Raw genomic sequence first — 23,779 nt, 5'->3', positions numbered from 1 at the left:
GATATGAACATCGCAGAACGCCCGCTTGGGCGCACCGGGCTTTCGACTACACCGCTTATGCTTGGTGGTAACGTGTTCGGCTGGACCGCCGACCGCGACAGCAGCTTCGCCGTCCTCGACGCCTTCGTGGCAGGCGGCGGAAAGCTGATCGACACCGCCGACATGTACAGCAACTGGATACCCGGGCTGGTCGGTGGCGAGTCCGAAAACATGATCGGCGAATGGCAGGCGAGCCGTGGCTGCCGCGACAAAATCCTGATCGCCACCAAGGTCGGACGCGGCACAGGCGATGTGGCCGGCTTGTCGCGTCGTAGCATATTCAAGGCGATCGATGCTTCGCTGCAGCGATTGCGTACCGACTACGTCGATCTCTATTTCGCCCACCTGGACGATGTGGAGGTAGCGCTCGATGAAACGCTGCAAGCGTTCGATGATCTGGTCCGGGCCGGCAAGGTACGCGCTGTGGGCGCCTCGCATTACAGTGCCGAGCGGCTGCTCGAGGCGCGCAGCATCAGCCGTGCCATGGGCCTGGCCCATTACGAAGTGCTGCAGCCGCGCTACAACCTGTTGTCGCGCGATACGTTCGAAGGTCCGCTGCAACAGGTTTGCATCGAAAACAACATCGGCGTTGTGCCGTTTTATGCGCTGGCAAGCGGCTTCCTGACTGGCAAGCACCGCAGCGAGAAAGACCTGTCCGAGCGACAGCGTGGTGCAGAGGTCGCAAAATACATCAATCCCTTCGGGCTCGGTGTGCTGGCAGCACTCGATACCGTGACTACGCAGACAGGCGCGAGTCAGGCACAGGTCGCGCTGGCCTGGTTGATGGCGCAGCCCGGAATCACCGCGCCGATCGCCAGCGCCACCACGCCAGCCCAGATCGACGAACTGATGCGCGCGATGCGATTGCAGTTGAGCGCAGAGCAGCTCGTGCTGCTGGACACGGCCAGCGCGCCGGCGCGGCGCTAGCCATGCTCGGCGGGCTTACTTAACGAGCAGAACCGGAACCAGGACCTCATGCACGACGCGGGACGCGACCGAGCCAAGCATGAGGTTGGAGAGATTGCTCATTCCCCGCGTGCCCATGACCACAGTATCGCACTCCAAGTCTTTCACGGCCTTGCCCACCTCGCCGATTACCTCGCCGATGGTCTCATGCGCGAAGCAGCGGACGTTGGCTGCGGTCAATGTCTTGATTGCCTCCGCGTTGATTTCAGCGCCATGCCGCAGGGCGCCATCATCGAGTTTTTTAAGCATGTCCATGGACAAATAGTCAACGTGCAAAATGATGGTGGGTTGTACGTTCAGCACATGCACTTCAAGTCCAGGGTAGGACCGTGCGGCCGTCACCAGGTATTGAAGCGCCCGCCTGGCGGACTCCGAGCCATCGAATGGAAGCAGTACTTTTTGCATCTTGATCTCCGTTTGGTTTATGTTGAAAACTCCGGCTTCGGGGCCGCCGGAGATGAAGCCACCCACCTTAAATGTCCGTAGCAGCGCCGCTGCGTTCAGATTCCCAATCCTGCAGTTGCCAGCACCTGTCGCGCGCCCATGACAGCGCGTCGCGCATGTTCGACGGGCGAGATACCCGACTCGCTCAAACGCAGGGCAGGCACTTCAACATCGAATGGCAAGTCTGGCGGCAAGACTTGCACCAGCTCCCGCAACGGAAACACACCCTCGCCCGGCGACAGCCGATCGAAGACCTCGGCCACATAGCGCGCCGTCTCCAGGGCCTGGCCGGGATCGGCCAAGACCGGGCCATCGCACAATTGTGCATAGCTTAACAGTCGCGGATCCACGCCGGCCAGGTCGACTGGCGCACCGCCGGTGCGCTGCAGGTGCAGCGGGTCGACGCCCACAGCCAGGTTGTCGCGCCCCACGTATCTAACCAGTTGCAGGGCTCTGGCGAGGCTGGGGCAGCCGGCTGAAAGACCGACGAATTCCAGCCCCACCGCCAGCCCATATTCTGCCGCCAGATCAGCAAAACGCGCCAGGCTGTCGATGCCACGCCGTCCGTCGGTATCGTGCAGATGCGTGACGGCGCGTTGCGCACCCAGTGCGGCACCCAGTTCCAGCGCCGCCCTGTACTCTTGCAGCGCAACGTCCGGCGTCAAGGGGAAATACTCCAGGTTCGTGACCTTGATGCCCGTGTCGCGCAAGCGAGCCCGCATGGCGGGCAGCATGGCTTGCGTCACCACGGGGAAGGCGGGACGGCCAGCGCCAGGCTTAGCCGGCACCTGAACGAACACGCAGACGCCGTCGCAACGGACCTCCGCAGCAATCGCAACCAACTCCAGGGGAGAACATTGCATCACTGTTGTTTGATGCAATGCCAGAGAACGTGACATAGCCTGCCTTTCAATCTCATCAACAGGCTATGCAGCCTGTCCGCCACCGGTCTTTGGCAGGTTTCGGATGCCTCCCTCGGCCAGCCAACCACCATCGGCGAGCAGTTCGCTGCCCGTCACAAATCTGGACTCATCGCTGGCCAGGAACACGACGCAATTGGTCATCTCCTGGGTCACATCCTGACGCACAAACCAGCCGCCGACCTCGGCGGCGACCCGTTGCCCCAGATTCTCCTGGATTTCCGTCAACACCACCTGGGCACCTTCCTCCGAAAAGCGCCGGCAGCAGGCTGCGCCGATACCGGAAGCACCACCTGTCACGATCGCCACCTTGCCTTGCAAACGTCCTGTCATATGTAATTCCTGTGTCAATTGCCGGGAGATTCATCAATTTCAAAACAGTTCATCCTGCATCTTTTTGATATTACAATAGAACTGTTGTCCCTGCCAATTTATCGGCATGTCACGATTCTGGGACGCGGAAGTGTATGCCGCTAAAGTCAATGCAGCGGCGGCCTGGATGCCGAATAAATTCATCAAGCCAGGTAAGGCATGACGAGGTGGCAAATTGATCCATTTATCTTGGCCGGATATGTCATGGTGCCTGCAGTCGCGATTTTCTATACTCAGACTGTGCGCAATCTCACCCATCTTAATTTGAAGCATTGGCGTCGTAAAACTCAAGCTTGTTTATGCAACATTCAACAAAAGGCGAACAAAATGAATCCACGTGAAGTCCTGGTCGTAGGTGCGGCAAGAACCGCTATCGGCTCCTTTGGCGGTGCGTATAAAGACGTACCGCTGTCGACGCTGGCGACAACAGCGGTGAAAGCGGCGCTGGAACGTTCGGGCGTGCCAGCGGATGCGGTGGGGCATGTGGTGATGGGTAACGTGGTTCCAACTGAACCGCGCGACGCGTACCTGAGCCGGGTGGCGGCGATGGATGCAGGCATTCCGCAGGAAACGCCGGCATTCAATGTCAACCGGCTGTGCGGCTCTGGCTTGCAGGCGATCGTCTCGGCGGCGCAAGCGATCATGCTGGGCGATACCGACATCGCCATCGGCGGTGGCGCCGAATCGATGAGCCGCGGCGCTTTCCTGCTGCCTGCCGCCCGCTGGGGCGCACGCATGGGCGACACGGCAGTGGTGGACTACATGTCCGGCATCCTGCACGACCCCTGGCAAAAAATCCACATGGGCGTGACTGCTGAAAATGTCGCGGAACGCTACAACATCAGCCGCCAGATGCAGGATGAGCTGGCACTGGAAAGCCAGCGCCGCGCCGCGAAAGCCGTCGCTGCCGGTTACTTCAAGGAACAGATCGCGGCAGTCGCCATCGAAACGCGCAAGGGTACCGTGCTGTTCGACACCGACGAGCACGTGCGCGGCGACGTCACGGCGGAACAGCTGGCGAAGATGAAGCCGGTATTCAAGAAAGACGGAACGGTTACCGCCGGCAATGCGTCCGGCCTCAATGACGGCGGCGCCGCCGTCGTGCTGGCCGAAGCCGGCCGCGCAGCGGCGCTGGGGCTCAGGCCGCTGGCGCGCCTGGTAGGCTACGCCCATGCTGGCGTGGAACCGCTCTACATGGGTATCGGACCAATCCCGGCAACGCAGCTGGTGTTGAAAAAGACCGGCCTGCGCATCCAGGACCTCGATGTCATCGAAGCGAATGAAGCGTTCGCCGCACAAGCCTGCGCAGTGTCACAGACTTTGGACTTCGATCCGGCCAAGGTCAATCCCAACGGCTCGGGCATTTCGCTGGGCCACCCGGTCGGCGCCACCGGCGCCCTGATCGTCACCAAGGCCGTGTATGAACTGCATCGCACCGGCGGACGCTATGCATTGGTCACGATGTGCATCGGCGGCGGCCAGGGCATTGCCGCCATCTTTGAACGCATTTGAACCACAGCCAACGCTGATCATTTCGGTCAGCGCTTGAAAGCGTACTCAGGCGCCACGCCTTGATACGAAAAATCCTGGACCTGCCCATACGGCGACTCCAGGATTTTTTTCATCTGGCGCAGTCTGGCGCCAGCAGCACATTTCTACGCGTTGCCGGACGTCTGGGCTTTCCGCTGAATCCAGAGCACGTCGGAGGTGCCGGCGCTGCGATTGAGTTCGCGCGCAACGACGAACAGAAAGTCGGAGAGCCGGTTCAGATAACGACGCAGGGGCGCGTTGACCGTCGCATCCTGCCGGGAAAGTGCAAGCAAGGCGCGCTCGGCGTTACGGCATGCCGTGCGTGCAAGGTGTGCCTGCGCTGCAGCGACAGTGCCCCCGGGCAGGATAAAGTCCTGGAGGCGGCCGAGATGTTCGTTGATGGCATCCAGCTGGTTCTCCAGGCGCACGACATGCTCCTCCGAAATGCGTGTGCTGCCGGGAATGCACAGTTCGGCGCCAAGATCGAACAGTTCATGCTGAACGTCCTCAAGAAGGGGCCGAATGTGCGCCGGCACCTCCGCATGGCAAAGGATCGATCCGACGAATGCATTCAAATGATCGACCTCGCCCATGGCGGCGACGCGCAGGCTATCCTTCTCGGTACGCGAACCGTCGCCCAGTCCGGTGGTGCCGTCATCGCGCCACACGCTCGGCGTGTCGCAGGAAAACCTCAGCCAGATGCTTGGCACAAGCCGGCAAAGCATCAACAAGGTGCTCAGGGATTGGGAACGGAATGGATTGATCGAGCGTCACTACGGCAGCATTTCGCTGTGCAACCTGGACGCCCTGAAGCGGCTGTCGATGCCTGGCTAGAGCCAGTCAGGCCCAGCTGGCTTCCCAACTCCTGAATTGCTCTGCCGGCATCGGCTTGCTGATATGATAGCCTTGTGCCACATCGCATCCAAGCGCCGCCAAACCATCCCAGTGCGCCTGGCTCTCCACCCCTTCCGCCACGATTTTCATGTCCAGATTGTGGCCCAGTTCGATGGTGGAATGTACGATCACTGCCGAATCATTGGATACTGTCATTGGCATGACGAATGCTTGGTCAATCTTGATGTAATCCACCGGCAATTTCTGCAAATAGCTCAGGCTGGAGTAGCCCGTGCCAAAGTCGTCGATGTACAACCGCGTGCCCAGCTGCTTCAACTCGGTGAGCGTCTCCAGGGCGCTGGCCGGGTCCTCCATTAAAGCGCTTTCGGTCAGCTCGAACTGCATCAGTTCCGGCCGGATGCCCCAGGTAGAAAACAAACCCCGGATCCGCTCGACCAGATCGGGATCGCGCAGATCGTGCGCAGAAAGATTAACCGCCAGCGGCCAGTCCAGCCCGGCCTCATGCCAGGCGTAGCTTTGACTGAATGCGGATTCCAGCACCCAGTCGGTGAGCGGCGTGATCAAGCCGGCTTGTTCCGCGAGCGGGATGAATTCACTGGGCAAAATCATGCCATGCACTGGATGTTCCCAACGCACCAATGCTTCCGCGCCGCACACGCGCCGCGAAGCGATATCCACCTTGGGCTGGCAATACAGGAGCAATTGGTTGTGCTCGATGGCATGCCGCAAGTCCCCCATGAGCGCAAGCCGCCTGGTATGTTGTTCTTCCTGGCCGCCGGTGTACATGGCATAGCCGCCGCGCGCCGGCCTGGCATCGTGCATCGCGGCATTCGCCCTGCGCAATAATGCTTCCGGAGTTGTGGCATGGCCAGGAAAAAGTGCGATACCGATGTTCACGCTGGCATCCACCATCAGACCGGACACTTCCACCGGGTCATGCAGAATGCTGGCAAGCCGTTGCGCCATCTGGATCGCATGCTCGGCACTCGCCGCAGGCAACAGCAAGGCGAACTCTGCCTCCCCTACGTGCGCCAGCGTTTCATTTTCCTTGACAGCCAGCTCAAGGCGCCGGCCGAGCTCCTGCAGCAATTGATCCCCCGAGCGATAGCCCAGGACTTTGTTGATTTCATGAAAGCGCCCAACGTAGAAGTGCAGCAATGCCAGCGCACGGTGATGCTGTTTCGCCTCTTGCATTGCTTCTTCCAGGCGCTCCAGCAGGAACGTGCGATTCGGCAGCCCAGTCAGCGCATCATAGTAAGCAAGGCGCGCGATGGTCGCTTCGGCCTCGCGATGTTTTTCGCGGATCCGCAGGTTGGCAATGCCGTAAGCCAGATCATCGGCCAACTCGCTGAGCAACTGGACTTCTTCCTCATCGAAGGCATCGGGCTCAGCCGCAGCCATACCCAAGGCGCCAATCACCTTGCCATCGATGCGCAGGGGGAAAGCGGTGACTGCAGCGAAGCCTGTCTTGATTGCATCCTCGCGCACACGGTCATAGGCTGGGCCGGCATAGGCTGGGTCGGTAAGGATATGTTGTCCCACACAGGGTTCGCCAGTGCGGATTGCCGTACCAGTCACGGTGCGGCCAGATTCCGTCTCCGACCAGGTAAAATGCAGGGTCTCGAGAAACGTCATGTCCGTACCGACGGCGCCCACCCAGCGGATCGTCTTTTCTTGATCGTATTCTGCATAACCAACGACAGCGCGTTGATATCCGCCACTTTCCACAATGACCCTGCACATGTCCTGCAGCAATGCCTGCTCGTCTGAAGCATGCAATAAAGTATGATTGCCGGCACTCAAAGTTCTGAAGGCACGATGAATGCGCGCCAATTTCCGAGCCTGATCGGTCTCTAACGGAGGGCCGACCTGTTCATATGTTGACTCATCGGCAAAGTGATTCATGGAGTCCGCTCCAGCACGTATAACAATTCATTATAGGCCGGCATGCGGGTTCATTCAGGGCAATGCGCGCCGCTCGTCAGGATGCCATCAGCACGTTGCCTCCTCGGTCGACACCGGGAGCGGAATGGCAAAGGTGAGCGTTGCGCCTTTGCCGGGAGCGCTGTCCACGGCAAACGTGCCGCCGATCGCCTTGATGCGCTCCTCGATGCCAACCAGTCCAAAGGTCCGTTTTTTGCGGCGCTGGTTCAGGGCGATGCCAATGCCGTCATCGGCAATCGTCATGACCAGCTGGCCGGCTTCTGCGCATATCGTGATATGCACATGGCTTGCCTTGGCGTGCCGCACAATGTTGGTCAATGATTCTTGCAGGACGCGAAACAGTGCCGTCGAACGGACTTCGTCCAGCTGGCAATCGACATCCTCGTCGTCCACGTCCAGAACGCATTCAATGCCGCTTCGGCGCTGGAATTCATTCACTTGCCACTCCATGGCGGCCACTAGCCCCAGGTCCAGCACGAAAGGCCGCAAGTCATTGATCACTGCCTTCACACTTTTCATGGCCAGATCGATGTGATTGAGCATGAGACGTGCCGTAGAGTGCAAGGCGGGCTGTGCAACGGCAGTGCGTTCGACAAAAGTTGCCGCATCAAGCTTGATGGCCAGCAGCGTCTGCCCCAGTTCATCATGCAAATCGCGGGCAATCCGTTTGCGCTCTTGTTCCTTGATGGTTTCCTGGTGTGCAGCCAGCTCGCGGATGCGGGCGCGCGACTGGCGCAGCGCTTCTTCGGCCAGCTTGCGCTCGGTGATGTCTTTTCCCGTGCCGCGGTAGCCTTTATAAGTACCGTCTTCATCGAACATGGGCTCGCCGCTAATACCGTACCACACGATGCTGCCGTCGGACAGTTGCCTCGTGTACTCAAAATCCGTAAATGGGAGGCGGGCTTCCACGCTGGTGCGATGCTTCTTCCAGGATGCCGCGTCACTTCCGAGGCGTCTCATTTCCCAGGGATTCTGTCCAATGAAGTATTCCGGGATCTTGCCGCCTTTGATTGCCTTCCAGCCTGCAACGGTGGTCACCACGAGGTCCTTGTCATGCTCCCAGTACCATTCCGACGAGAGCGCGACCAGGCGCCGAAAGCGTTCTTCGCTTTCCCGCAGCGCTTTTTCAGCATGTATGCGCTGGGTAATGTCCCGGGCAAAAACGAGTGCGGCAGGCTCATTCTCGTAGTGAAACGGAATGGCGGAAATACGTGCATACACCACCGAGCCATCCATTCTCTGCAACTTCACTTCCATTAGCGCAACGGATTCCTTGGCCTCGATAACCGACTGAAGGCTGGTTTCGGCAACCCCATGCAAATCAGGATGGACCCGGCCAAGAATGGGGTGGCCCAGCAACTGATCCTGCGAATGGGCGCCAAACAGGTCCAACGTGGCTGCGTTCGCATAGGCAAAGCAACCACGGTTGCACACGTAAATCGCATCCGGTGCATTCTCGAAAAGCGCGCGGAAACGCTGCTCGCTACGAGCCAGCGCGGCTTCGTTGCGATGGCGGTCTTCGACCAGGGTATTGAAATTGTTGATGATGCCGCCGACTTCGTCTTTGCCGTTCACGGGCAACGGCACAAGCGGGGCGTCGCCTTGCGTCATGCGCTGCATCGCTTTTCCTGCTTCATTGAGGGGAACCAGCATGCGGCGCGTGATCCAGCGGGCGAGCCACGCTGCTGCCAGGGTCATGATGGCGGCCATGCCGATCAGGTAATGGCGCATGATGGTCACCGGTTTGAAAGCAACGTCGGCCGGCATAGATGCGATCGCCAGCCAATTTGTCCTGGGCACGTAGCTGGCGGAAGACAGCACCATGCTGCCGCTGGAAGACTTGACGATGCCCGAGCCCTTGAAGCCGTCCACAAAACGGTCATACAAGGGGTTGACGCCGTGCGCCGGCGGAGGAGTCATGATGCGTGAAGAGTCCGTGGCCGCCAGGATGAGATTGTCGTGCGGCGAAACGATGTGAAATTGCTGTTTACTCTCGATTTCCTTGTCAAAATAGGCACCCAGAAAATTGGGGGCGGTGAGATCGGTGATGCCCGCTAACACGGCACGTATCTTGCCGGCACGGTCAAGGACAGGCACGGAGAACACCAGTACCGGGCGTTGCAATATCCTGCTGATTCGCGGCTTGCTGATGTACGGTTGGCCTGTTTCCACCACCGTTTTGAAATAATCGCGATTTCCCACGTAACGACCCGGAGGCCACGTCACGACCGGATAATCGGCAATGACCCTGCCATCCATGCCAATCAAGGCGACGCCATCAGGAAGGATACGATGCAGGGCAGTGGCGTGCGCCAGATGCGCCTCAATGATTGGCGGCGCGACATGATCAGGGATGCCTCTGGCAGTAGCGGTGAGCAGGCTGATGCGCGCCTCCAGTTTGTCATCCAGATCGGCTGCAAGACGGCGTGCCGTAGCGAACTGCTGGTCAAACAGCACTTCACTGAATTTCTGCTGCTGGACAGCAGTTGTAAAGAACACCAGCCCCCAAAGAAGGGTAAGGGACAAGCCGAGCGTCAAGACAAGTAGACGGCCCTTAAGGGTACTCAGATAATCCCACTTCAGTCGTGCGAGCAGGCTTAAGGATTTCTTCAAGGAAACATTAGACACAATATGCATTATTCGCTGCTCGTTGCGGCAGCATTTCAGTGGACTGGTTGGAAAATTGATTTAACGGAGATTGCGACTTTGCCAAGCAAATATCGTGCAAATATGTTTCTTTTTCTGCAATCCCCTACGGGTTTAAGTTAATTACAATAAAAAAATCCACATTGTGTGCAAACGGCATCCCCTAGAAAGGGTTGCCGGCAGAAGTGAATACACTTCTCGCATGGCGCATCACAGGATGATTGCGTCACTCGCAGAAAACCGCCCCCCGGAGCCAACCGGCACCGGATGATATAACTGCTGCTCGACGCCGTTCCCGCCATAGGCAGCAAGTACGGCGCGCAGAATGTCCCGCGGTCTTCAGTTAGGCAGGTACCGCGGGTCAGGATCGACGTAGGCCGTCACCTTTTGATCCAGCACGCCTGGCGGAACAATGCGATTCAACTTGACTACTTCCGTCGTTGGAGGGCCATTGAACTGCCATGTGAATGCCCGGTCGCCAACAACAAATTTCACAATTTCTCCACCCTCTACCCTTACGTGCCGGGTAGCCGGCGTAATAACGACGGTGCGTTGCGCCGCTGCCTCGGGTGCGCGCTCCCCGAGCAGGTCAAGACGCCGGGTTCCAGCTTGCACAGTCATCGCCGAAGTCAATACGGCAAGCCCAAGTGCAGTAGCGCAAATTTTGGTTTTTTTCATGGCAAGGCCCTCTAGTGGTGATTGAATGACAATCTTCCCACGTAGAAGACAAGCATTGCAAGGCGAAGTTCTCGCTTCGCAGTGTTCGCCTCGCGATTGCTTGCTTACCCGCCTCGGTTTAAGGCCTGCTTCAGGATCATCCGCTTCTCGCCAGGCGAGGTGGCGCAACTCACTTGCCCTTCGGAGTCTTGCCGGCCACCGCCACTTCCGTCAGGTCGACCAGCGTCGATGTTTCCTCCTTTTTTCGACCTGCAAGCCAGCTGCCAGCCACGATTACAAGCAGTGCGCCCAACGCAGCGCTCAGGTAATGAAGCCAGGATGGCATGCCGGCCAGGTAAGGCTTGAGCACCACGTCCGACACGATCATATCCCCTGCGATCCATCCCAACAAACCTGCGCCAAGCGTGATGACCGCCGGGAAGCGATCCATCAGGCGCAGCACGAGCTTGCTGCCCCAGACGATGATCGGAATGCTGATGACAATGCCAAAGATCACCAGATTGAGATCGCCCTTGGCTGCGCCTGCCACCGCAATGACGTTGTCCACGCTCATGACCGCATCGGCCACGACAATCGTTTTGATGGCGCCCACCAGCGACGTGCTGCCATGGACATTGGCATGACCATCATCCTCTTCGTGCTGAAGCAGTTTGATGCCGATCCACACCAGGAGGATGGCGCCGACCACTTTCAGGAACGGCAACGCCAGCAATTGCAGCGCAAAGAAGATCAGCACCACACGCAAGCCGATGGCGCCGAAGACACCCCACGCGATACCCTTGTTGCGCTGATGAACAGGCAGCTTTCGGCATGCCAGGGCGATCACTACGGCATTGTCCCCGCCCAACAGGATATCGATTGCAATGATCTGCAACACTGAAACCCAGAAAGTGGACTGCAACATAAACTCTGGCATCGATTACTCCATCAAACACTATAAAAAATTCATCAAGTCCGCAGCTCGGGGCGACAACAAAAGAACGCCAACGACTCGGGATTGGCAAGCGCCTCGATATTCTTGACCGCACGGCCATGCACGGCGTTGCGCACCGCCAGCTCCACGATTTTGCCGGTGCGAGTCCGCGGGATATCCTCCACTGACAACACACGGGCCGGGACATGGCGTGGCGTCGTGTTCTCGCGGATCGTCTTGCGGATCTTCGCGATCAGGCTGTCGTCAAGCACTTTTCCTTCCCGCAGCTTGACGAACAGCACCACACGCACATCCTTGGGTGCCGCCGGCGGCCAATCCTGGCCGATCACTACCGCCTCCTGAATTTCGGACAGCTTTTCGACCTGACGGTAGATCTCTGCCGTGCCGATGCGCACTCCCCCGGGATTCAAGGTCGCGTCGGAACGTCCATGGATGATCAGCCCGCCGTGCTCCGTGATTTCGCAGAAATCGCCCTGGCTCCATGCATTCCGGAAGCGCTCGAAGTAGGCCGCACGGTACTTGCTGCCGTCGCGATCGTCCCAGAAGCCCAGCGGCATCGAAGGGAACGGCCTGGTGCACACCAGTTCACCCTTTTTTCCTCGCACAGGTTTGCCGTCATCATTCCAGACGTCAACCGCCATCCCGAGGCCCCGGCACTGCAGTTCGCCGTGCCAAACGGGCAGGATCGGGGCGCCCAACGCGAAGCATGAAATGATGTCGGTGCCACCCGAGATGGATGACAATTGCACGTCGCGCTTGATATCCCGATACACGTAATCGAATCCTTCCGGCACCAGCGGACTCCCAGTGCTCAGGACAACCCGCAGCGCCTCCAGCCCATGCGTCTCGCGCGGTTTGAGGCCCAGCTTCGCTGCCGTATCAAGGAACTTCGGCGACGTGCCGAAATGCGTCATTCCCTCGGCATCGGCATAGTCGAAAAGAATCCGGTTGTCTGCGGCAAATGGCGATCCGTCATACAGCAACAGTGTCGCTCCGGCGGCCAAGCCGGAAACCAGCCAGTTCCACATCATCCATCCGCAAGTCGTGAAGTAGAACACGCGATCGCCCGGCCGCACGTCGCAATGCAGGCGATGCTCCTTGAGCTGCTGGAGCAATGCGCCCCCTGCTCCGTGCACGATGCACTTCGGCACGCCAGTGGTGCCCGACGAATACATGATGTAGAGCGGATGATCGAAGGGCAGCGCCTCGAACGCGAGGTCGACTTCCGCGGCGGACTCCGCGATGAAATCGTCGAACCACTGCGCGCCCCGAACCGTCCCGAGCGAAGGCGACTCGCCAGCATACGGCACGATCACGACATGTTCGATCGACGACAGGGCATCAGCAACAGCGGCGACCTTGCCGAGGCAATCGACACGCTTGCCGCCGTAAAAATACCCGTCGCAGGCTATGAGAAATTTTGGTTCGGTCTGCCCGAATCGATCAAGCACGCTCTGCACGCCGAAATCCGGGGATACGGACGTGAATACCGCGCCGATGCTGGTGGCCGCAAGCATCGCGACGACTGTTTGCGGCATGTTCGGCATGTACGCGGCGATGCGGTCGCCTTTCACGACACCGCGCCTTCTGAGTCCTGCGGCAAACCTTGCTACCGTGGCGCGCAACTCGGCACGGGAAAGCCTGGCCTTCACCCGATCCTCGCCCCAGAACACCAGTGCATCGGAATCGTCGGCACGGCGCAGGAGATTTTCCGCAAAATTCAGCTGAGCCCCGGGAAACCATCGGGCGCCAGGCATCCGATACTTCTCGATCAAGATCCTTTCGCCCATGGTGCCGATGATCCCGGCATCGTCCCATACGCTGGCCCAGAATTTTTCCGGCTCATTGACCGACCAGGCGTGCAGCGCATCGTAGTCGGGCAACGCGACTCGCCAACGCCGCTCGGCCGCTTTGCGAAACGCATTCATGTTGGACTGCGCAGCCTGCGGGGCAGACGGGGTCCAGGCAGGAGCATCTTTCAAGAACATTCTCGCCTTCTTATAAATTTGTGATGGCAGCGGCACCAGCGACGCGCGCTACCTGTTGCATTCATTCAGAAAACAGGCATGGGCCCTCAACGCTGTCTCCAGCTACTGATCATGATCCGTTGAGGCTGCACGCCAGCGATATGTTGATTCGACTGTGTACAGGCGCAGTTTAGGAAACAGGCCCTTGACCGGTCTATGGCTTTTTTCGGGAAGCGGTGTGCTTGAATTGCGAACGATCGCGGGATCGGCGCCACATATGCGTGCAGGAGTCAGCCAGGCGACATGGCGCCTGGCATTCAGGGACTCGGGAGGGGAGCCGGCTCAAGGCTCGGCCTGGCCGCTGATGTGCCGGCCAGTTGGCGTTAAATCTCCGCGAGCGATGGAATTGCACTCAGGCCGGGCCACACGTCGGCCGCAGCGTCGACGAATGCGCGGATCAGCGGGTCGTTGCCGCGACCTGCAGCGTGGGCCATCAAGACCGGGAAATTTACGCGAGCAATGGGAGAGACGGCCAAAATTCCCTGTTCGATTCCTTTGCAGACATGCTCTTCCCGCATCAGCATCACCCCTACACCGGCTTCCAGCATCGAACGCCCGAGGGCCGCATTGTCGAAGCGCCCGACGATATTGAGCTCCAGGCCGCGCTCATCGAAGAGCTGGCGCAGCATCACCGAATACGCCATGTTGTAATCGGCAGGAGTGAGCCAGGGCAACTTTGCCAGCTCCGACCAGGTCGCGCTTTCGATCTGCTCTTTCCAGGCAGCAGGGCCTGCAACCCTGAACACCACATTGGTGAGCTCATAGTAGGTGAAGCCGGCGTCAACGGGGTGACCCAGGATCATGCCGACGTCAAGTTCGCCGGTTTTCAGCCCCTGGCGCGTGCCGGAAGATGGCCGTGCCCGCAAGTCCACACTGACCAGCGGGTGCTTGTCGCGCAGCGCGCGGACCACCGCTCCGATCCGGCTGGAAGTCGGATCGCTGCTTGAACCGATGGCAAGGTGCCCTTCCATCTTGCCATGGACCTCCCGCGCAAACGAAGTGAAGAGCGCAGCTTCATTGAGCAGGACTTTGGCTTTGGCAAGCAGAAGCTGGCCGGCACGCGTGAGTTCGAGGCTGCGGTTCGTACGCAAAAAGAGCTTCGTGTCCAGACGTTCCTCGACTGCGCGCACATGTGCACTGGCGGCGGACAGGCTGATATAAAGCCGCTCGGCGGCTCGGGTGAGATGCTGTTCCTCCGCGACTGCAACGAAAGTACGTAGCTGGACGAGGTCAATTTGCACGGTGGTCTCCTGGCTCTATGGATTCGATACCGTCTGTTGTACTCGCTGGCCTGGCCTCATATGGGCTTATTTTGGCGTTTCTGCTCGAACGGATTGGATCGTTCGGAAAACAAGCATGTCGGGTCTCGAAAATCCCCATGGACCCGACATCGACCTGCCTCATAGACTGCACAGGTAGGCAGTCGGATCGAACATCTCGCTGCCACAGCCTCGGCTCTGCCGAGCGCAACACGTACCTTTAATTATTCAAAGCAACATTTCGCCAGGAGACGCTGTGAATTGCTCAAAAACTCTTCCTCGCAGAGCTGTGCTCCCCGCTGGCGCTGTCGCACTGCCGACATTGTATATCAGCGAGCAAGCGATGTGGTCCTGCAAGCCGGTCAATTTCATAGTGCCGTTCGCCCCTGAGGGCAACAACGACAGCATTCTTGCCAAGTGAGCAAGCCCATGCATAAGACAATCCCACTATCCCAACTACGCCTTGCCGAATTCGTGCGTCCGCATGACGTCATCGGCTGGCCGCAAGGTCCGGGCGAGCCGCTCGCACTGACGGAAGCGCTGGTGGCGCAGCGCGCGGAGATGAACGCTCCGGCTTTGTTATTCGGCCTGACCCAATCCGACACGCTGCGTCCCGAACTGGCTGAGCACTTCAGGTTTCGCGCGCTGAACGGCGCGGGAACGAGCCGCCGCGTAACCGCCTTGGCTGACATCGTTCCCTCCCATGTCAGTGCGATCCCTGCCCTGCTGCGCGAAGGTCACCTGCATGTCGACGTTGCACTTATCCAGGTCAAGCCTTTGTCCGACGGGATTTTCACTCTCGGTGTCATCGCCGATTTTACGCAGGCGCTGATACAACAGGCGCGCGTCGTCATTGCGCTTGTTAATCCGGCGCTACCTGCCACCGCGGGCGATGCCTGCGTGCGGAGCACGGACATCGATGTCCTGGTGGAGAGCGATGTCCGCATCATCGATATGCCGGATCCGGAACCTTCGTGGGTGGAGCACGAGGTCGCGCGGCAGGTCGCGGCGCTCATCCCCGATCGCGCGACGGTGCAACTCGGCGTTGGCACGCTCCCTGTGGCAGTAGCTCAGGCGCTCTCCGGCCACCAGGAGCTCGGCGTGCATAGCGGCGTCGTATCCGACGTACTCATCAGCCTGATAGAACGAGGCGTGGTCACCAATGCGCACAAGGGGCTCGATGCAGGGCGAACTGTGACTGGCGGCTTGTTCGGAACGCAACGCCTGCGCGACTTCGCGGCGCGCACCGGACTGATCGATATGCGCAGCGTGGAGTACACGCACAACCTTGCAGTGACGTCCCGGATCTCGCAATTCCATACGATCAATTCGGCCATCGAAATCGACCTGTCAGGGCAGGTCAATGCGGAAGTGGCCGGGGGGCGCTATCTCGGCGCCGTCGGCGGCCAAGTGGACTTTGTCCGTGCAGGCGTGGCCTCGCCAGGCGGCCGTTCGATCATTGCCTTTCCGTCGGCGACGCCAGATGGCAAGCACTCGCGGATCGTCGCTTCGCTTGGAACCCGGCCGGTGACGACGGCGCGCAGCGAGGTCGACGTCATCATCACGGAGTATGGAGCAGCGCATCTGCGCGGGTGCCCATTGCAGGAGCGTGCCCGCCGCTTGATTGAAATCGCCCATCCGGCCCATCGCGAGTCGCTGTCTCGTGCCTTGCACGAATCCCGCAGCGCTCTTTCCTGAACCTGAATATTGCGAGTTACCAATGACTTCATTCAACAAAGACGTATTTCTCGAATCGCTGGGTGACAACGTATTTGAAATCCGGCTGAACCGCCCCGAACGCATGAATGCACTGGGCGTTGCCACTGTCGCTGCGTTGCAGCAGGCCGTAGCCGATGCAACTGCGAAACGGGCACGCATGCTGCTGCTGCGCGGCAGCGGCCGCGCCTTTTGCGCAGGCGCCGACCTGAAAGAGCGCAAGGAGATGAACCTCGACGAAAAAATGGCGCACAACGCAGGCATCAACGATGCCATCAACGCGATCGCCGGCGCCAAGTTCGTCACCGTCGCCGTGCTGAACGGCCTTGCGATGGGCGGCGGGCTTGAAATGGCGCTCGCCTGCGATTTGCGGATCGCCGCGGCCGGTATCAGCCTGGGCCTGACGGAAAGTCGCGTCGGCGCATTCCCCGGCGCCGGCGGTTCGCAGCGCCTGCCGCGCGTCGTCGGGCGCAGCCGGGCGCTGCAGATGATGCTCAGTGGCGAACCTGTCACCAGCGAATATGCCGAAAAAATCGGACTCGTGAACGAGGTGGTCGCGCCCGAAGAACTGGACGCGCGCGCACATGCTTTCGCCAAGCTGCTGGCCAGCCGCTCGGCACCGGCCATGGCGGCCATCAAGCGCCTGGTTTACCAAGGCATCGAGATGCCGCTTGCCGATGGCCTGCGCATGGAGCGCGCTGAGCTGCCGGCCATTCTCGGGTCCAGCGACTATGCGGAAGGACTCGCCGCATTTGAAGAACGGCGCCCGCCGAAGTTTACGGGCGTCGTGGAGTGAATTCCCAACTTTATCCGCATCCGAATCAGCGTAAAGAATCAGCACTTAAGGCCCGCTGGATCTGAGTTACCAACAACCGCCCAGAGGGCGTAATTATCACAACAAAGGAAGACAACATGAGCAATCAAAGACTGCAACTCACTGAAGAGCAGCGTGCCCTGATCGGAACCGTTCAGAATCTTGCACGAGACAAGAATTGGCGCACCAATTCAATCAAGTTCCTAGACGGTACCTTTCCAGCGGAAAACCTGCGCGAACTAGCCAAGATCGGCGTGCTGGGCATGTCGGTGCCAGAAGAGTATGGCGGCTCCAGTTTGCCGTTGTTTGACACGGTACTGGTGATCGAAGAGATCGCCAAACATTGCTACACCACTGCGATGGGTGTGATGAGTTCGGTGGGAACTCAGACTCGCGTCATCAGCAAATACGCCCCTGAAAGCCTGAAGCGAGAGATATTGCCCAAGGTGTGCACGGGCGAGGTGAACTTGGCCATTGGCATGACCGAGCCGCACGCTGGCACCGACGTGCCGAACTACAAGACCAACACTGTCATCAAAGAAAACTGTGCTGTAGTCAATGGTGTCAAGACCTTGATTAGTAAGGTAGACGATGCGGAATGGTTCGTGGTATTCACCCGCATCAATGGCGCGCCTGGTCGTGACGGTATTGGCTGCGTGCTGGTGAACCGCAACACTCCGGGCTTCGAAGTGACAGCCCGCTACCACACCATGGGTGGCGAATTCCTTGGCGAGATCCAGTTCAACAACGTCGAAGTACCGCTGGAAAACGTGATTCTGCGCGAGGGCGCATTCAAGAAGCTGCTTTCCGCGTTCAACACCCAGCGCTGCCTGAACCCCAGCGTCTCCTTAGGGATGGCCGAGGCCGCTTTTGAAGAGGCCATTAACTACGTGCGCCAACGCACAATCCGCGGCAACCCCATCGCCGACTTCCAGGGCATCCAGTGGAAGCTGGCGGAAATGTACCGCGACATCGAAGCAGGCCGCGCCCTGCTGTACCAGGCGGCGCTGTCGGCCGACCCCTTCCCCAATCCGCAGCAAGCTGCCGTAGCCAAGATGTACGTCAACGAGATGGCGATTCGCGTCAGCAGCGAGGCGCTGCAGGTGCATGGTGGCTATGGCTTCACCGATGACTACCCGATCTCGCGCATCTACCGCGGGGTGCGCTACGGCACGCTGGGTGGTGGCGCGGTGGAAGCACTCAAGGACCTGGTCGGCAAGAAGCTGGTAAAGGATTTCGACCCCGTGGAAGGTTTCCACTCGATGGGGACGTTCTGAGATGCGCTCGCTGCTCTTCATACCGGCCCATGACGAGCGCAAGCTCGCGAAGGGGCTAGATAGCGGCGCGGACGCGCTGATCATCGACATGGAAGATGCAGTTCCCGAGGCGGACAAGGCACGAGCGCGCGGCATGTGCGCCGAGTTCGTCAAGGAGCACCGCGAGCGCCTTCCGCTCTTCGTGCGTGTGAATGCGCTCTCGACGGGCCTGCTGCTGGACGACCTGGCAGCAGTGGTGCGCGCGCAGCCCTGCGGGATCATGCTGCCGAAATGCATGAGCGGCCGTGATGTCGCGCTCGTGGATGCCTATGTTTCGGCGCTCGAGGCGCGCGATGGCGTTGCCGCAGGTTCACTGCGTATCCTGCCAATCGTGACTGAAAGCGCCGCCGCACTGTTCGACATGGGCAGCTACTCAACCGCAGCGGGATCGAGGCTTTGCGGAATGATGTGGGGCGGCGAGGATCTTGCGGCAGACGTCGGGACGGTAGCGAACCGCGGGGCGCAAGGCCGCTATACCGCGCCGTACGAACTCGCGCGCTCGCTGACCCTGTTTGGCGCGAGCGCGGCGCAGGTGCTCGCCGTCGATGCTGTCTACACCAACTTCCGCGACGCCGAAGGCCTGAAGGCCGAGGCCGCCGAAGCACTGCGTGACGGATTTTCCGCGAAGGCGGCGATTCATCCGGCCCAGGTAGGACCGATCAATGAGGCGTTCACCCCATCGGCTGAAGACGTGGCATGGGCGAAACAAGTCATCGCGGCTTTCGACGAGGCTCCTGGCCGGGGCGCCATCGCCATCGAAGGAAAAATGCTCGACCGTCCGCACTACCGCGCCGCACAGCGTGTACTTGCAAGAGCGAACATTCCTGTTCATTCATAAATATGGGAGATAAAATGTCCACAGAAAAGAATCATTACCCGCTTTCCGGCATTACTGTCATCGACCTTTCGCACGTCTACAACGGTCCCTACGCCACTTTTCTGATGGCCATGGCCGGCGCCACCGTGATCAAGGTCGAACCGTTCCAGGGCGAGCATTTGCGTAGCCGTGGCGACATGGGCGGCGCCGCGCTGCCGTTCGCGATGCTCAATTCGAACAAGAAGCCGGTCACCCTGAACCTCAAATCGGAAAAGGGCCGCGAGCTGTTCAAGAAAATGGTGAAGCGCGCCGACATCCTTGTCGAGAACTTCGCGCCCGGCGTCATGAATCGACTCGGCATTGGGGCTGCGGAGCTGCACAAGATCAATCCGCGCCTGGTCTATGGCTCGAGCTCGGGTTACGGCAAGGACGGTCCTTATCGCGACTACCCGGCCATGGACCTGGTCATGCAGGCGATGTGCGGCGTCATCGATTCCACCGGATTCCCGGAGCAGCCGCCGGTCAAGTCGGGCGCGGCCCTCTGCGATTTCATGGCCGGCATTCATCTCTATGCCGCCATCATGACAGCCCTTTACGAGCGCGAGCATACCGACAAGGGCCGCGTCGTGGAAGTCTCCATGCAGGATGCCACCTATGCTTCGCTGGCGTCCAACCTCGGCATGCTGCATGCGCGCGGCGACGCAGCGCCTGCGCGTACCGGCAACCGTCACGGCGGCCTCGGCATCTCGCCTTACAACGTCTATCGGACCAAGGACGGATACGTGGTGCTTAACGCACCCGGCGACCATCATTTCCGTTCCATCCTTGATGTGATGGGCCGGTCCGACCTCAAGGAAGATCCACGCTTCCTGACGCGCTCTTCGCGCGTCGAAAATTTCGCCGCAGTGGACGAGCTCATCGAAGGCTGGACACTGACTCTCGGCAGGAATGACGTGGCGCAGCGCATGCTCGCTGAGAAGGTGCCTTGCGCGCCGGTGCGCAACCTGTCGGAAGTGATGCATGACGAGAACATGCATGCGCGCGGCAGCCTGCAATGGGTCAACCATCCAGATCTCGGACGCGTGGTTCTGCCTCATTCGCCGCTGGTCTTCGAGGGAACGCAACGCCGGGAGATCGAACCCAGCCTGCCGCTGGGGTCCGCCAACGAAGCCGTGTTCGGCGAGTGGCTCGGCTGTTCGAACGACGAGCTGAAGGCGCTCAAGGCAGAAGGCGTCATCTCGTAAGGGAGGAACATCACATGCCACTGCCAGTTTCCGTGCCGCGCGAGGAACTCCACTTTCGCCACATTCAGTTGCGCGGCTTTCGACGCGTGGATGGATTGTACGACGTGGAAGCGCGGCTGGTAGACACGAAGACGGAAGAAATAACCGTGGGAGCCGGGCGTGTCGTTTCACCCGGCAAATCGATTCACGACATGTCTGTTCGTCTTGTCGTCGACGAAGATCTCAACGTCAGGGATGCCATGGCTTCCACGGACGCTTCGCCGCACGGCATCTGCCGGGAAGCGACAAGCACTTTGCAATGCCTGAAAGGTTTGTGCATCGGCGCTGGGTGGTCAAAGGCCATCAACGAGCGACTTGCGGGGCACAAGGGTTGCACGCATCTCACCGAGTTGCTCAAGCCCCTTGCCACAGTTGCCTTTCAGACGCTTTGGACGGTAAGAAATTCCCAACCTGATGCGGTGGATCCTTCAGGAAAGCCGCGCAAGATCGACAGCTGCTTTGCCTATGCAAGCGATCGTGAGCTTGTGCGCGAGCGTTGGCCGGCTTACTACATGGGTATCGATGGAAATTGACCATGCATGCAGCCACGCCAAGGATCTTGCGCACGCCCGTTACCCAAACTGCAATTCACATAGACGAATCCAGCGCATTGCTGGTGCAGTATCGACAGAAATCCCTGAATAACTGGAGACAAAATTGACAGCTCAAACTCCCGGCGAAGACTTCGCAACAATTCTCGCCCGCTTCGCATGCAATCTTTCGCTGGACCGGATGGCCGATCCGGTAATTGCCGCCGCCAAGGCGAATGTCTTCGACACGCTGGCATGCGCGGCTGCCGGTTCCAGCGCGCCCGCGGTAGCGGAAGCGCGCGAGCTGGCAGCTGAATGGGGTGGCGCGCCGCAGGCATCCATCCTGGTCTTCGGCGACAAGGTTCCGGCCCACCATGCGGCGTGGGTCAATGGCACGATGGCGCATGCACGCGACTACGATGACACCCATGACGCAGCCACGTTGCATGCGGGCGTGTCTGTCGTGCCTGCAGCGCTGGCCGCCGCCGAACTGCGTGGTGGGGCAAGCGGTGCGGATTTCATTGCCGGCGTTGCCGCCGGCCTGGAGACGATCAGCCGCCTGGGCATCGCAACCCAGATCGGCATCGTCGAAAGCGGTTACATGTACACCTCCCTGTTCGGCTACTTTGCCGCCACCATCGCGGCAGGGCGAGTGCTCGGGCTGGATGAGACGCAGATGGTGAACGCCCTGGGCATCGCCTATTCGCAGGTCGCCGGCAATCATCAGGTCACGCGCGACAGTGCGCTCACGAAACGCATGCAGCCGGGATTTGCCGCAAAGGCGGCGCTCATGTCGGTCCAGCTCGCTCAGCGCAATGTGCGGGGCGCCCAGTCGACATTCGATGGGGTCGACGGTTTCCTGCGGGTATACCTGCGCGACCGCTGCGATCGCGATGTGCTGCGCGACCGGCTGGGCGAGCATTTCGAGTTCGTACAGCTGAGCTACAAGCCCTACCCTTGCTGCCGCTTCAACCACACTGTCATCGACGCTGTGCTGGCGTTGCGGGCCTCGAACGACATCCCCGCAAGCCGGATTCGACGCGTAAGGGTCGGCGTCACCCGACAGGCATACGAAGCGGTGTGCACGCCAGTGGAAGTCCGCAAGGCGCCGAAAACCATCGTCAACGCGCAATTCAGCATTCCCTACAACGTGGCGGCAGCCTTCATAGATGGTTGCGTCAAGCTGGAACATTTCACCGATCCCTCGCTGCGCCGCCAGGATCTCCTGGACCTGGCGCAGAAGGTGGAGACATACGTGGACAGCGATATCGAACGCGAGTGGGGCCGCAATATCTCGCCGGCAGCCATGCAAGTGGAACTGGAGAACGGCACCACGCACAGCTTGCGCGTCGACATCCCGCTTGGACATCCGAGCCGTCCCATGTCGACCGCAGACTTCGACGCCAAGGCAAAGGATTGCGTGCGCACCGCGGCGCTGCCGTTGCGCCAGGACACGCACCAGCTGCTACGCGATCTGGTGGACGGGCTTGAGTCGCTCGACGACGTGCGCAGGCTCGCGCAGGCTCTGCAACCTGCAGCGTAGCATGTGGAGCGCGCCGGCTCACTGGCCAGACGCGCCCGGCAAGCCTATCATTCCGGATCATTACAACCCAACGCGGGCGGCGGCCAGTGCCGCTTTGCCCCGCCGAAAGGAGACACCATGAAATCATTGCCATCCCCCATCCGCCGCGCGCTGCTGCTGGCTGCCGCCGGCCTCCTGCTGCCCCTGCAGGCCAGTGCCCAGGCAGCCTGGCCCGCCCGCCCGATCAAGATCGTCGTGCCCTTTGCCCCCGGCGGCAGCAACGACAACATGGCGCGCGTGCTGGCCAACAAGCTCAGCGCCCGGCTGGGCCAACCCGTCGTCGTCGAAAACAAGGGCGGTTCGGGCGGCACGATCGGCACGGATTACGTGACCAAGGCGCAGCCCGATGGCTATACCCTGCTGTTCGCCTCCACGTCCATCACCACCAATGCGGCAGCCGGCAAGAAGCTGCCGTATGACCCGGTGAAGGACCTGGCGCCGATCGGCATGATCGCGACGACCCCGTTTGCCGTCGTCGTGTCCAATGACCTGAAGGTGACCACGCTGCGCGAGTTCATCGATCTGGCCCGCGCCAAACCCGGCAGCATCAGCTATGGCACGGCGGGAGTCGGCGGCATCAATCACATGGGAACCGAGCTGCTGGCTGCGGAAGCGAAAGTGAAACTCATACATGCGCCGTACAAGGGCATTTCGCTGGCCTTTACCGACCTGATGGGCGGCAACCTGCAGATGCTGCTGCCCAGCCTGGCAGCGGCAACCCAGCATATCCACTCGGGGAAGATGCGCGGCCTGGCCGTGACCAGCGCGCAGCGCTCGCCGCTCGCGCCCGAGCTCCCGACGGTGGCCGAAGCCGGGTTGCCGGGGTTCCAGCTGGAAGCCTGGTTTGGCCTGTTCGGTCCGGCGCGCCTGCCGGCGGACGTGGTCAAGCGTCTCAACGCGGAGCTGAACGCCGTGCTGGCGATGAGCGACGTGAAGGACGTGCTTGCGCGCGAAGCGGCGACGCCGCGGCCGGGCACGCCAGCGGCCCTGGGCAGCCTGGTCCAGTCGGAACTCGTGCGCTGGACTAAGCTGATCAAGGATAACAATATCCAGGCCATGTGATTCTCCTTGCCGGTCCATTGCACAACCCGCGCATTCATCCGCTTG

At 60.2% G+C, this 23,779-nt stretch carries 21 protein-coding genes; 11 read left to right on the top strand and 10 right to left on the bottom strand.

Features of this window, described 5'->3' with window-relative positions:
* The first annotated feature begins 3 nt into the window (after positions 1 to 3).
* Positions 4 to 966 (top strand): aldo/keto reductase, encoded by a 963-nt coding sequence (locus tag D3878_RS18515; protein ID WP_119786830.1) that lies wholly within the window; start codon positions 4 to 6, stop codon positions 964 to 966.
* A gap of 15 nt (positions 967 to 981) precedes the next feature.
* On the opposite strand, the gene D3878_RS18510 is transcribed toward D3878_RS18515, so the two are convergent.
* From D3878_RS18510 to D3878_RS18500, 3 genes are all read right to left on the bottom strand, one after another.
* On the bottom strand, positions 982 to 1,410 hold the full coding sequence (locus tag D3878_RS18510) for a universal stress protein (protein WP_119787991.1): 429 nt from the start codon (positions 1,408 to 1,410) through the stop codon (positions 982 to 984).
* Between the two features lie 95 nt (positions 1,411 to 1,505).
* Positions 1,506 to 2,312: a sugar phosphate isomerase/epimerase family protein gene (locus D3878_RS18505; protein WP_158592321.1), complete on the bottom strand. Its 807-nt coding sequence runs from the start codon at positions 2,310 to 2,312 to the stop codon at positions 1,506 to 1,508.
* Positions 2,313 to 2,375: 63 nt separating this feature from the next.
* Positions 2,376 to 2,702, bottom strand: coding sequence for an SDR family oxidoreductase (locus D3878_RS18500; RefSeq protein ID WP_119786828.1), 327 nt, complete (start codon positions 2,700 to 2,702; stop codon positions 2,376 to 2,378).
* A gap of 366 nt (positions 2,703 to 3,068) precedes the next feature.
* Between D3878_RS18500 and D3878_RS18490 the strand changes: the two genes are divergently transcribed.
* Positions 3,069 to 4,253: an acetyl-CoA C-acyltransferase family protein gene (locus D3878_RS18490; protein ID WP_119786826.1), complete on the top strand. Its 1,185-nt coding sequence runs from the start codon at positions 3,069 to 3,071 to the stop codon at positions 4,251 to 4,253.
* Positions 4,254 to 4,396: 143 nt separating this feature from the next.
* On the opposite strand, the gene D3878_RS18485 is transcribed toward D3878_RS18490, so the two are convergent.
* Positions 4,397 to 4,981: a cob(I)yrinic acid a,c-diamide adenosyltransferase gene (locus D3878_RS18485; protein ID WP_199688315.1), complete on the bottom strand. Its 585-nt coding sequence runs from the start codon at positions 4,979 to 4,981 to the stop codon at positions 4,397 to 4,399.
* Between D3878_RS18485 and D3878_RS24440 the strand changes: the two genes are divergently transcribed.
* Positions 4,971 to 5,105, top strand: coding sequence for a helix-turn-helix domain-containing protein (locus tag D3878_RS24440; protein ID WP_233556388.1), 135 nt, complete (start codon positions 4,971 to 4,973; stop codon positions 5,103 to 5,105). The genes D3878_RS18485 and D3878_RS24440 overlap by 11 nt on opposite strands.
* Positions 5,106 to 5,111: 6 nt before the next feature.
* Here the strand turns inward: D3878_RS24440 and D3878_RS18475 are convergent, their stop codons facing one another.
* The 6 genes from D3878_RS18475 to D3878_RS18450 form a co-directional block, all read right to left on the bottom strand.
* Complete coding sequence (locus tag D3878_RS18475) at positions 5,112 to 7,031, bottom strand: putative bifunctional diguanylate cyclase/phosphodiesterase (RefSeq protein ID WP_119786824.1); 1,920 nt, start codon at positions 7,029 to 7,031, stop codon at positions 5,112 to 5,114.
* 87 nt (positions 7,032 to 7,118) lie between these two features.
* Positions 7,119 to 9,707, bottom strand: coding sequence for a PAS domain S-box protein (locus D3878_RS18470; RefSeq protein WP_119786823.1), 2,589 nt, complete (start codon positions 9,705 to 9,707; stop codon positions 7,119 to 7,121).
* A gap of 348 nt (positions 9,708 to 10,055) precedes the next feature.
* On the bottom strand, positions 10,056 to 10,394 hold the full coding sequence (locus D3878_RS18465; RefSeq protein WP_119786822.1) for a CzcE family metal-binding protein: 339 nt from the start codon (positions 10,392 to 10,394) through the stop codon (positions 10,056 to 10,058).
* Positions 10,395 to 10,563: 169 nt separating this feature from the next.
* Positions 10,564 to 11,310, bottom strand: a complete 747-nt coding sequence (locus D3878_RS18460; protein ID WP_119786821.1) for a TerC family protein — start codon at positions 11,308 to 11,310, stop codon at positions 10,564 to 10,566.
* Between the two features lie 32 nt (positions 11,311 to 11,342).
* Positions 11,343 to 13,316, bottom strand: coding sequence for an acetoacetate--CoA ligase (locus D3878_RS18455; RefSeq protein WP_119786820.1), 1,974 nt, complete (start codon positions 13,314 to 13,316; stop codon positions 11,343 to 11,345).
* Between the two features lie 362 nt (positions 13,317 to 13,678).
* Positions 13,679 to 14,596 (bottom strand): LysR family transcriptional regulator, encoded by a 918-nt coding sequence (locus tag D3878_RS18450; RefSeq protein WP_119786819.1) that lies wholly within the window; start codon positions 14,594 to 14,596, stop codon positions 13,679 to 13,681.
* Between the two features lie 447 nt (positions 14,597 to 15,043).
* Between D3878_RS18450 and D3878_RS18445 the strand changes: the two genes are divergently transcribed.
* The 8 genes from D3878_RS18445 to D3878_RS18410 all read left to right on the top strand — a co-directional run bounded on the left by D3878_RS18445 (position 15,044) and on the right by D3878_RS18410 (position 23,734).
* A complete protein-coding gene (locus D3878_RS18445) occupies positions 15,044 to 16,312 on the top strand; it encodes an acetyl-CoA hydrolase/transferase family protein (protein ID WP_119786818.1) in 1,269 nt (422 codons plus the stop codon).
* 22 nt (positions 16,313 to 16,334) lie between these two features.
* Positions 16,335 to 17,126, top strand: coding sequence for an enoyl-CoA hydratase/isomerase family protein (locus D3878_RS18440; RefSeq protein WP_119786817.1), 792 nt, complete (start codon positions 16,335 to 16,337; stop codon positions 17,124 to 17,126).
* A gap of 116 nt (positions 17,127 to 17,242) precedes the next feature.
* Positions 17,243 to 18,421, top strand: a complete 1,179-nt coding sequence (locus D3878_RS18435) for an acyl-CoA dehydrogenase family protein (RefSeq protein WP_119786816.1) — start codon at positions 17,243 to 17,245, stop codon at positions 18,419 to 18,421.
* A 1-nt stretch (position 18,422) separates the two neighbouring features.
* Complete coding sequence (locus tag D3878_RS18430; RefSeq protein WP_119786815.1) at positions 18,423 to 19,298, top strand: HpcH/HpaI aldolase/citrate lyase family protein; 876 nt, start codon at positions 18,423 to 18,425, stop codon at positions 19,296 to 19,298.
* A 14-nt stretch (positions 19,299 to 19,312) separates the two neighbouring features.
* The gene (locus tag D3878_RS18425; RefSeq protein ID WP_119787989.1) at positions 19,313 to 20,521 is read left to right on the top strand and encodes a CaiB/BaiF CoA transferase family protein; all 1,209 of its coding nucleotides are present in this window, start codon (positions 19,313 to 19,315) and stop codon (positions 20,519 to 20,521) included.
* Between the two features lie 14 nt (positions 20,522 to 20,535).
* Positions 20,536 to 21,093 (top strand): DUF2889 domain-containing protein, encoded by a 558-nt coding sequence (locus D3878_RS18420; RefSeq protein WP_119786814.1) that lies wholly within the window; start codon positions 20,536 to 20,538, stop codon positions 21,091 to 21,093.
* Positions 21,094 to 21,217: 124 nt separating this feature from the next.
* Positions 21,218 to 22,633, top strand: coding sequence for an MmgE/PrpD family protein (locus D3878_RS18415; RefSeq protein ID WP_147384036.1), 1,416 nt, complete (start codon positions 21,218 to 21,220; stop codon positions 22,631 to 22,633).
* Between the two features lie 117 nt (positions 22,634 to 22,750).
* Complete coding sequence (locus D3878_RS18410; RefSeq protein ID WP_119786812.1) at positions 22,751 to 23,734, top strand: tripartite tricarboxylate transporter substrate binding protein; 984 nt, start codon at positions 22,751 to 22,753, stop codon at positions 23,732 to 23,734.
* The last annotated feature ends 45 nt before the right edge of the window (positions 23,735 to 23,779 follow it).

The organism is Noviherbaspirillum sedimenti, assembly GCF_003590835.1.
GTDB lineage: Bacteria > Pseudomonadota > Gammaproteobacteria > Burkholderiales > Burkholderiaceae_D > Paucimonas > Paucimonas sedimenti.
This window is presented reverse-complemented; position numbering and strand designations above follow the sequence as displayed.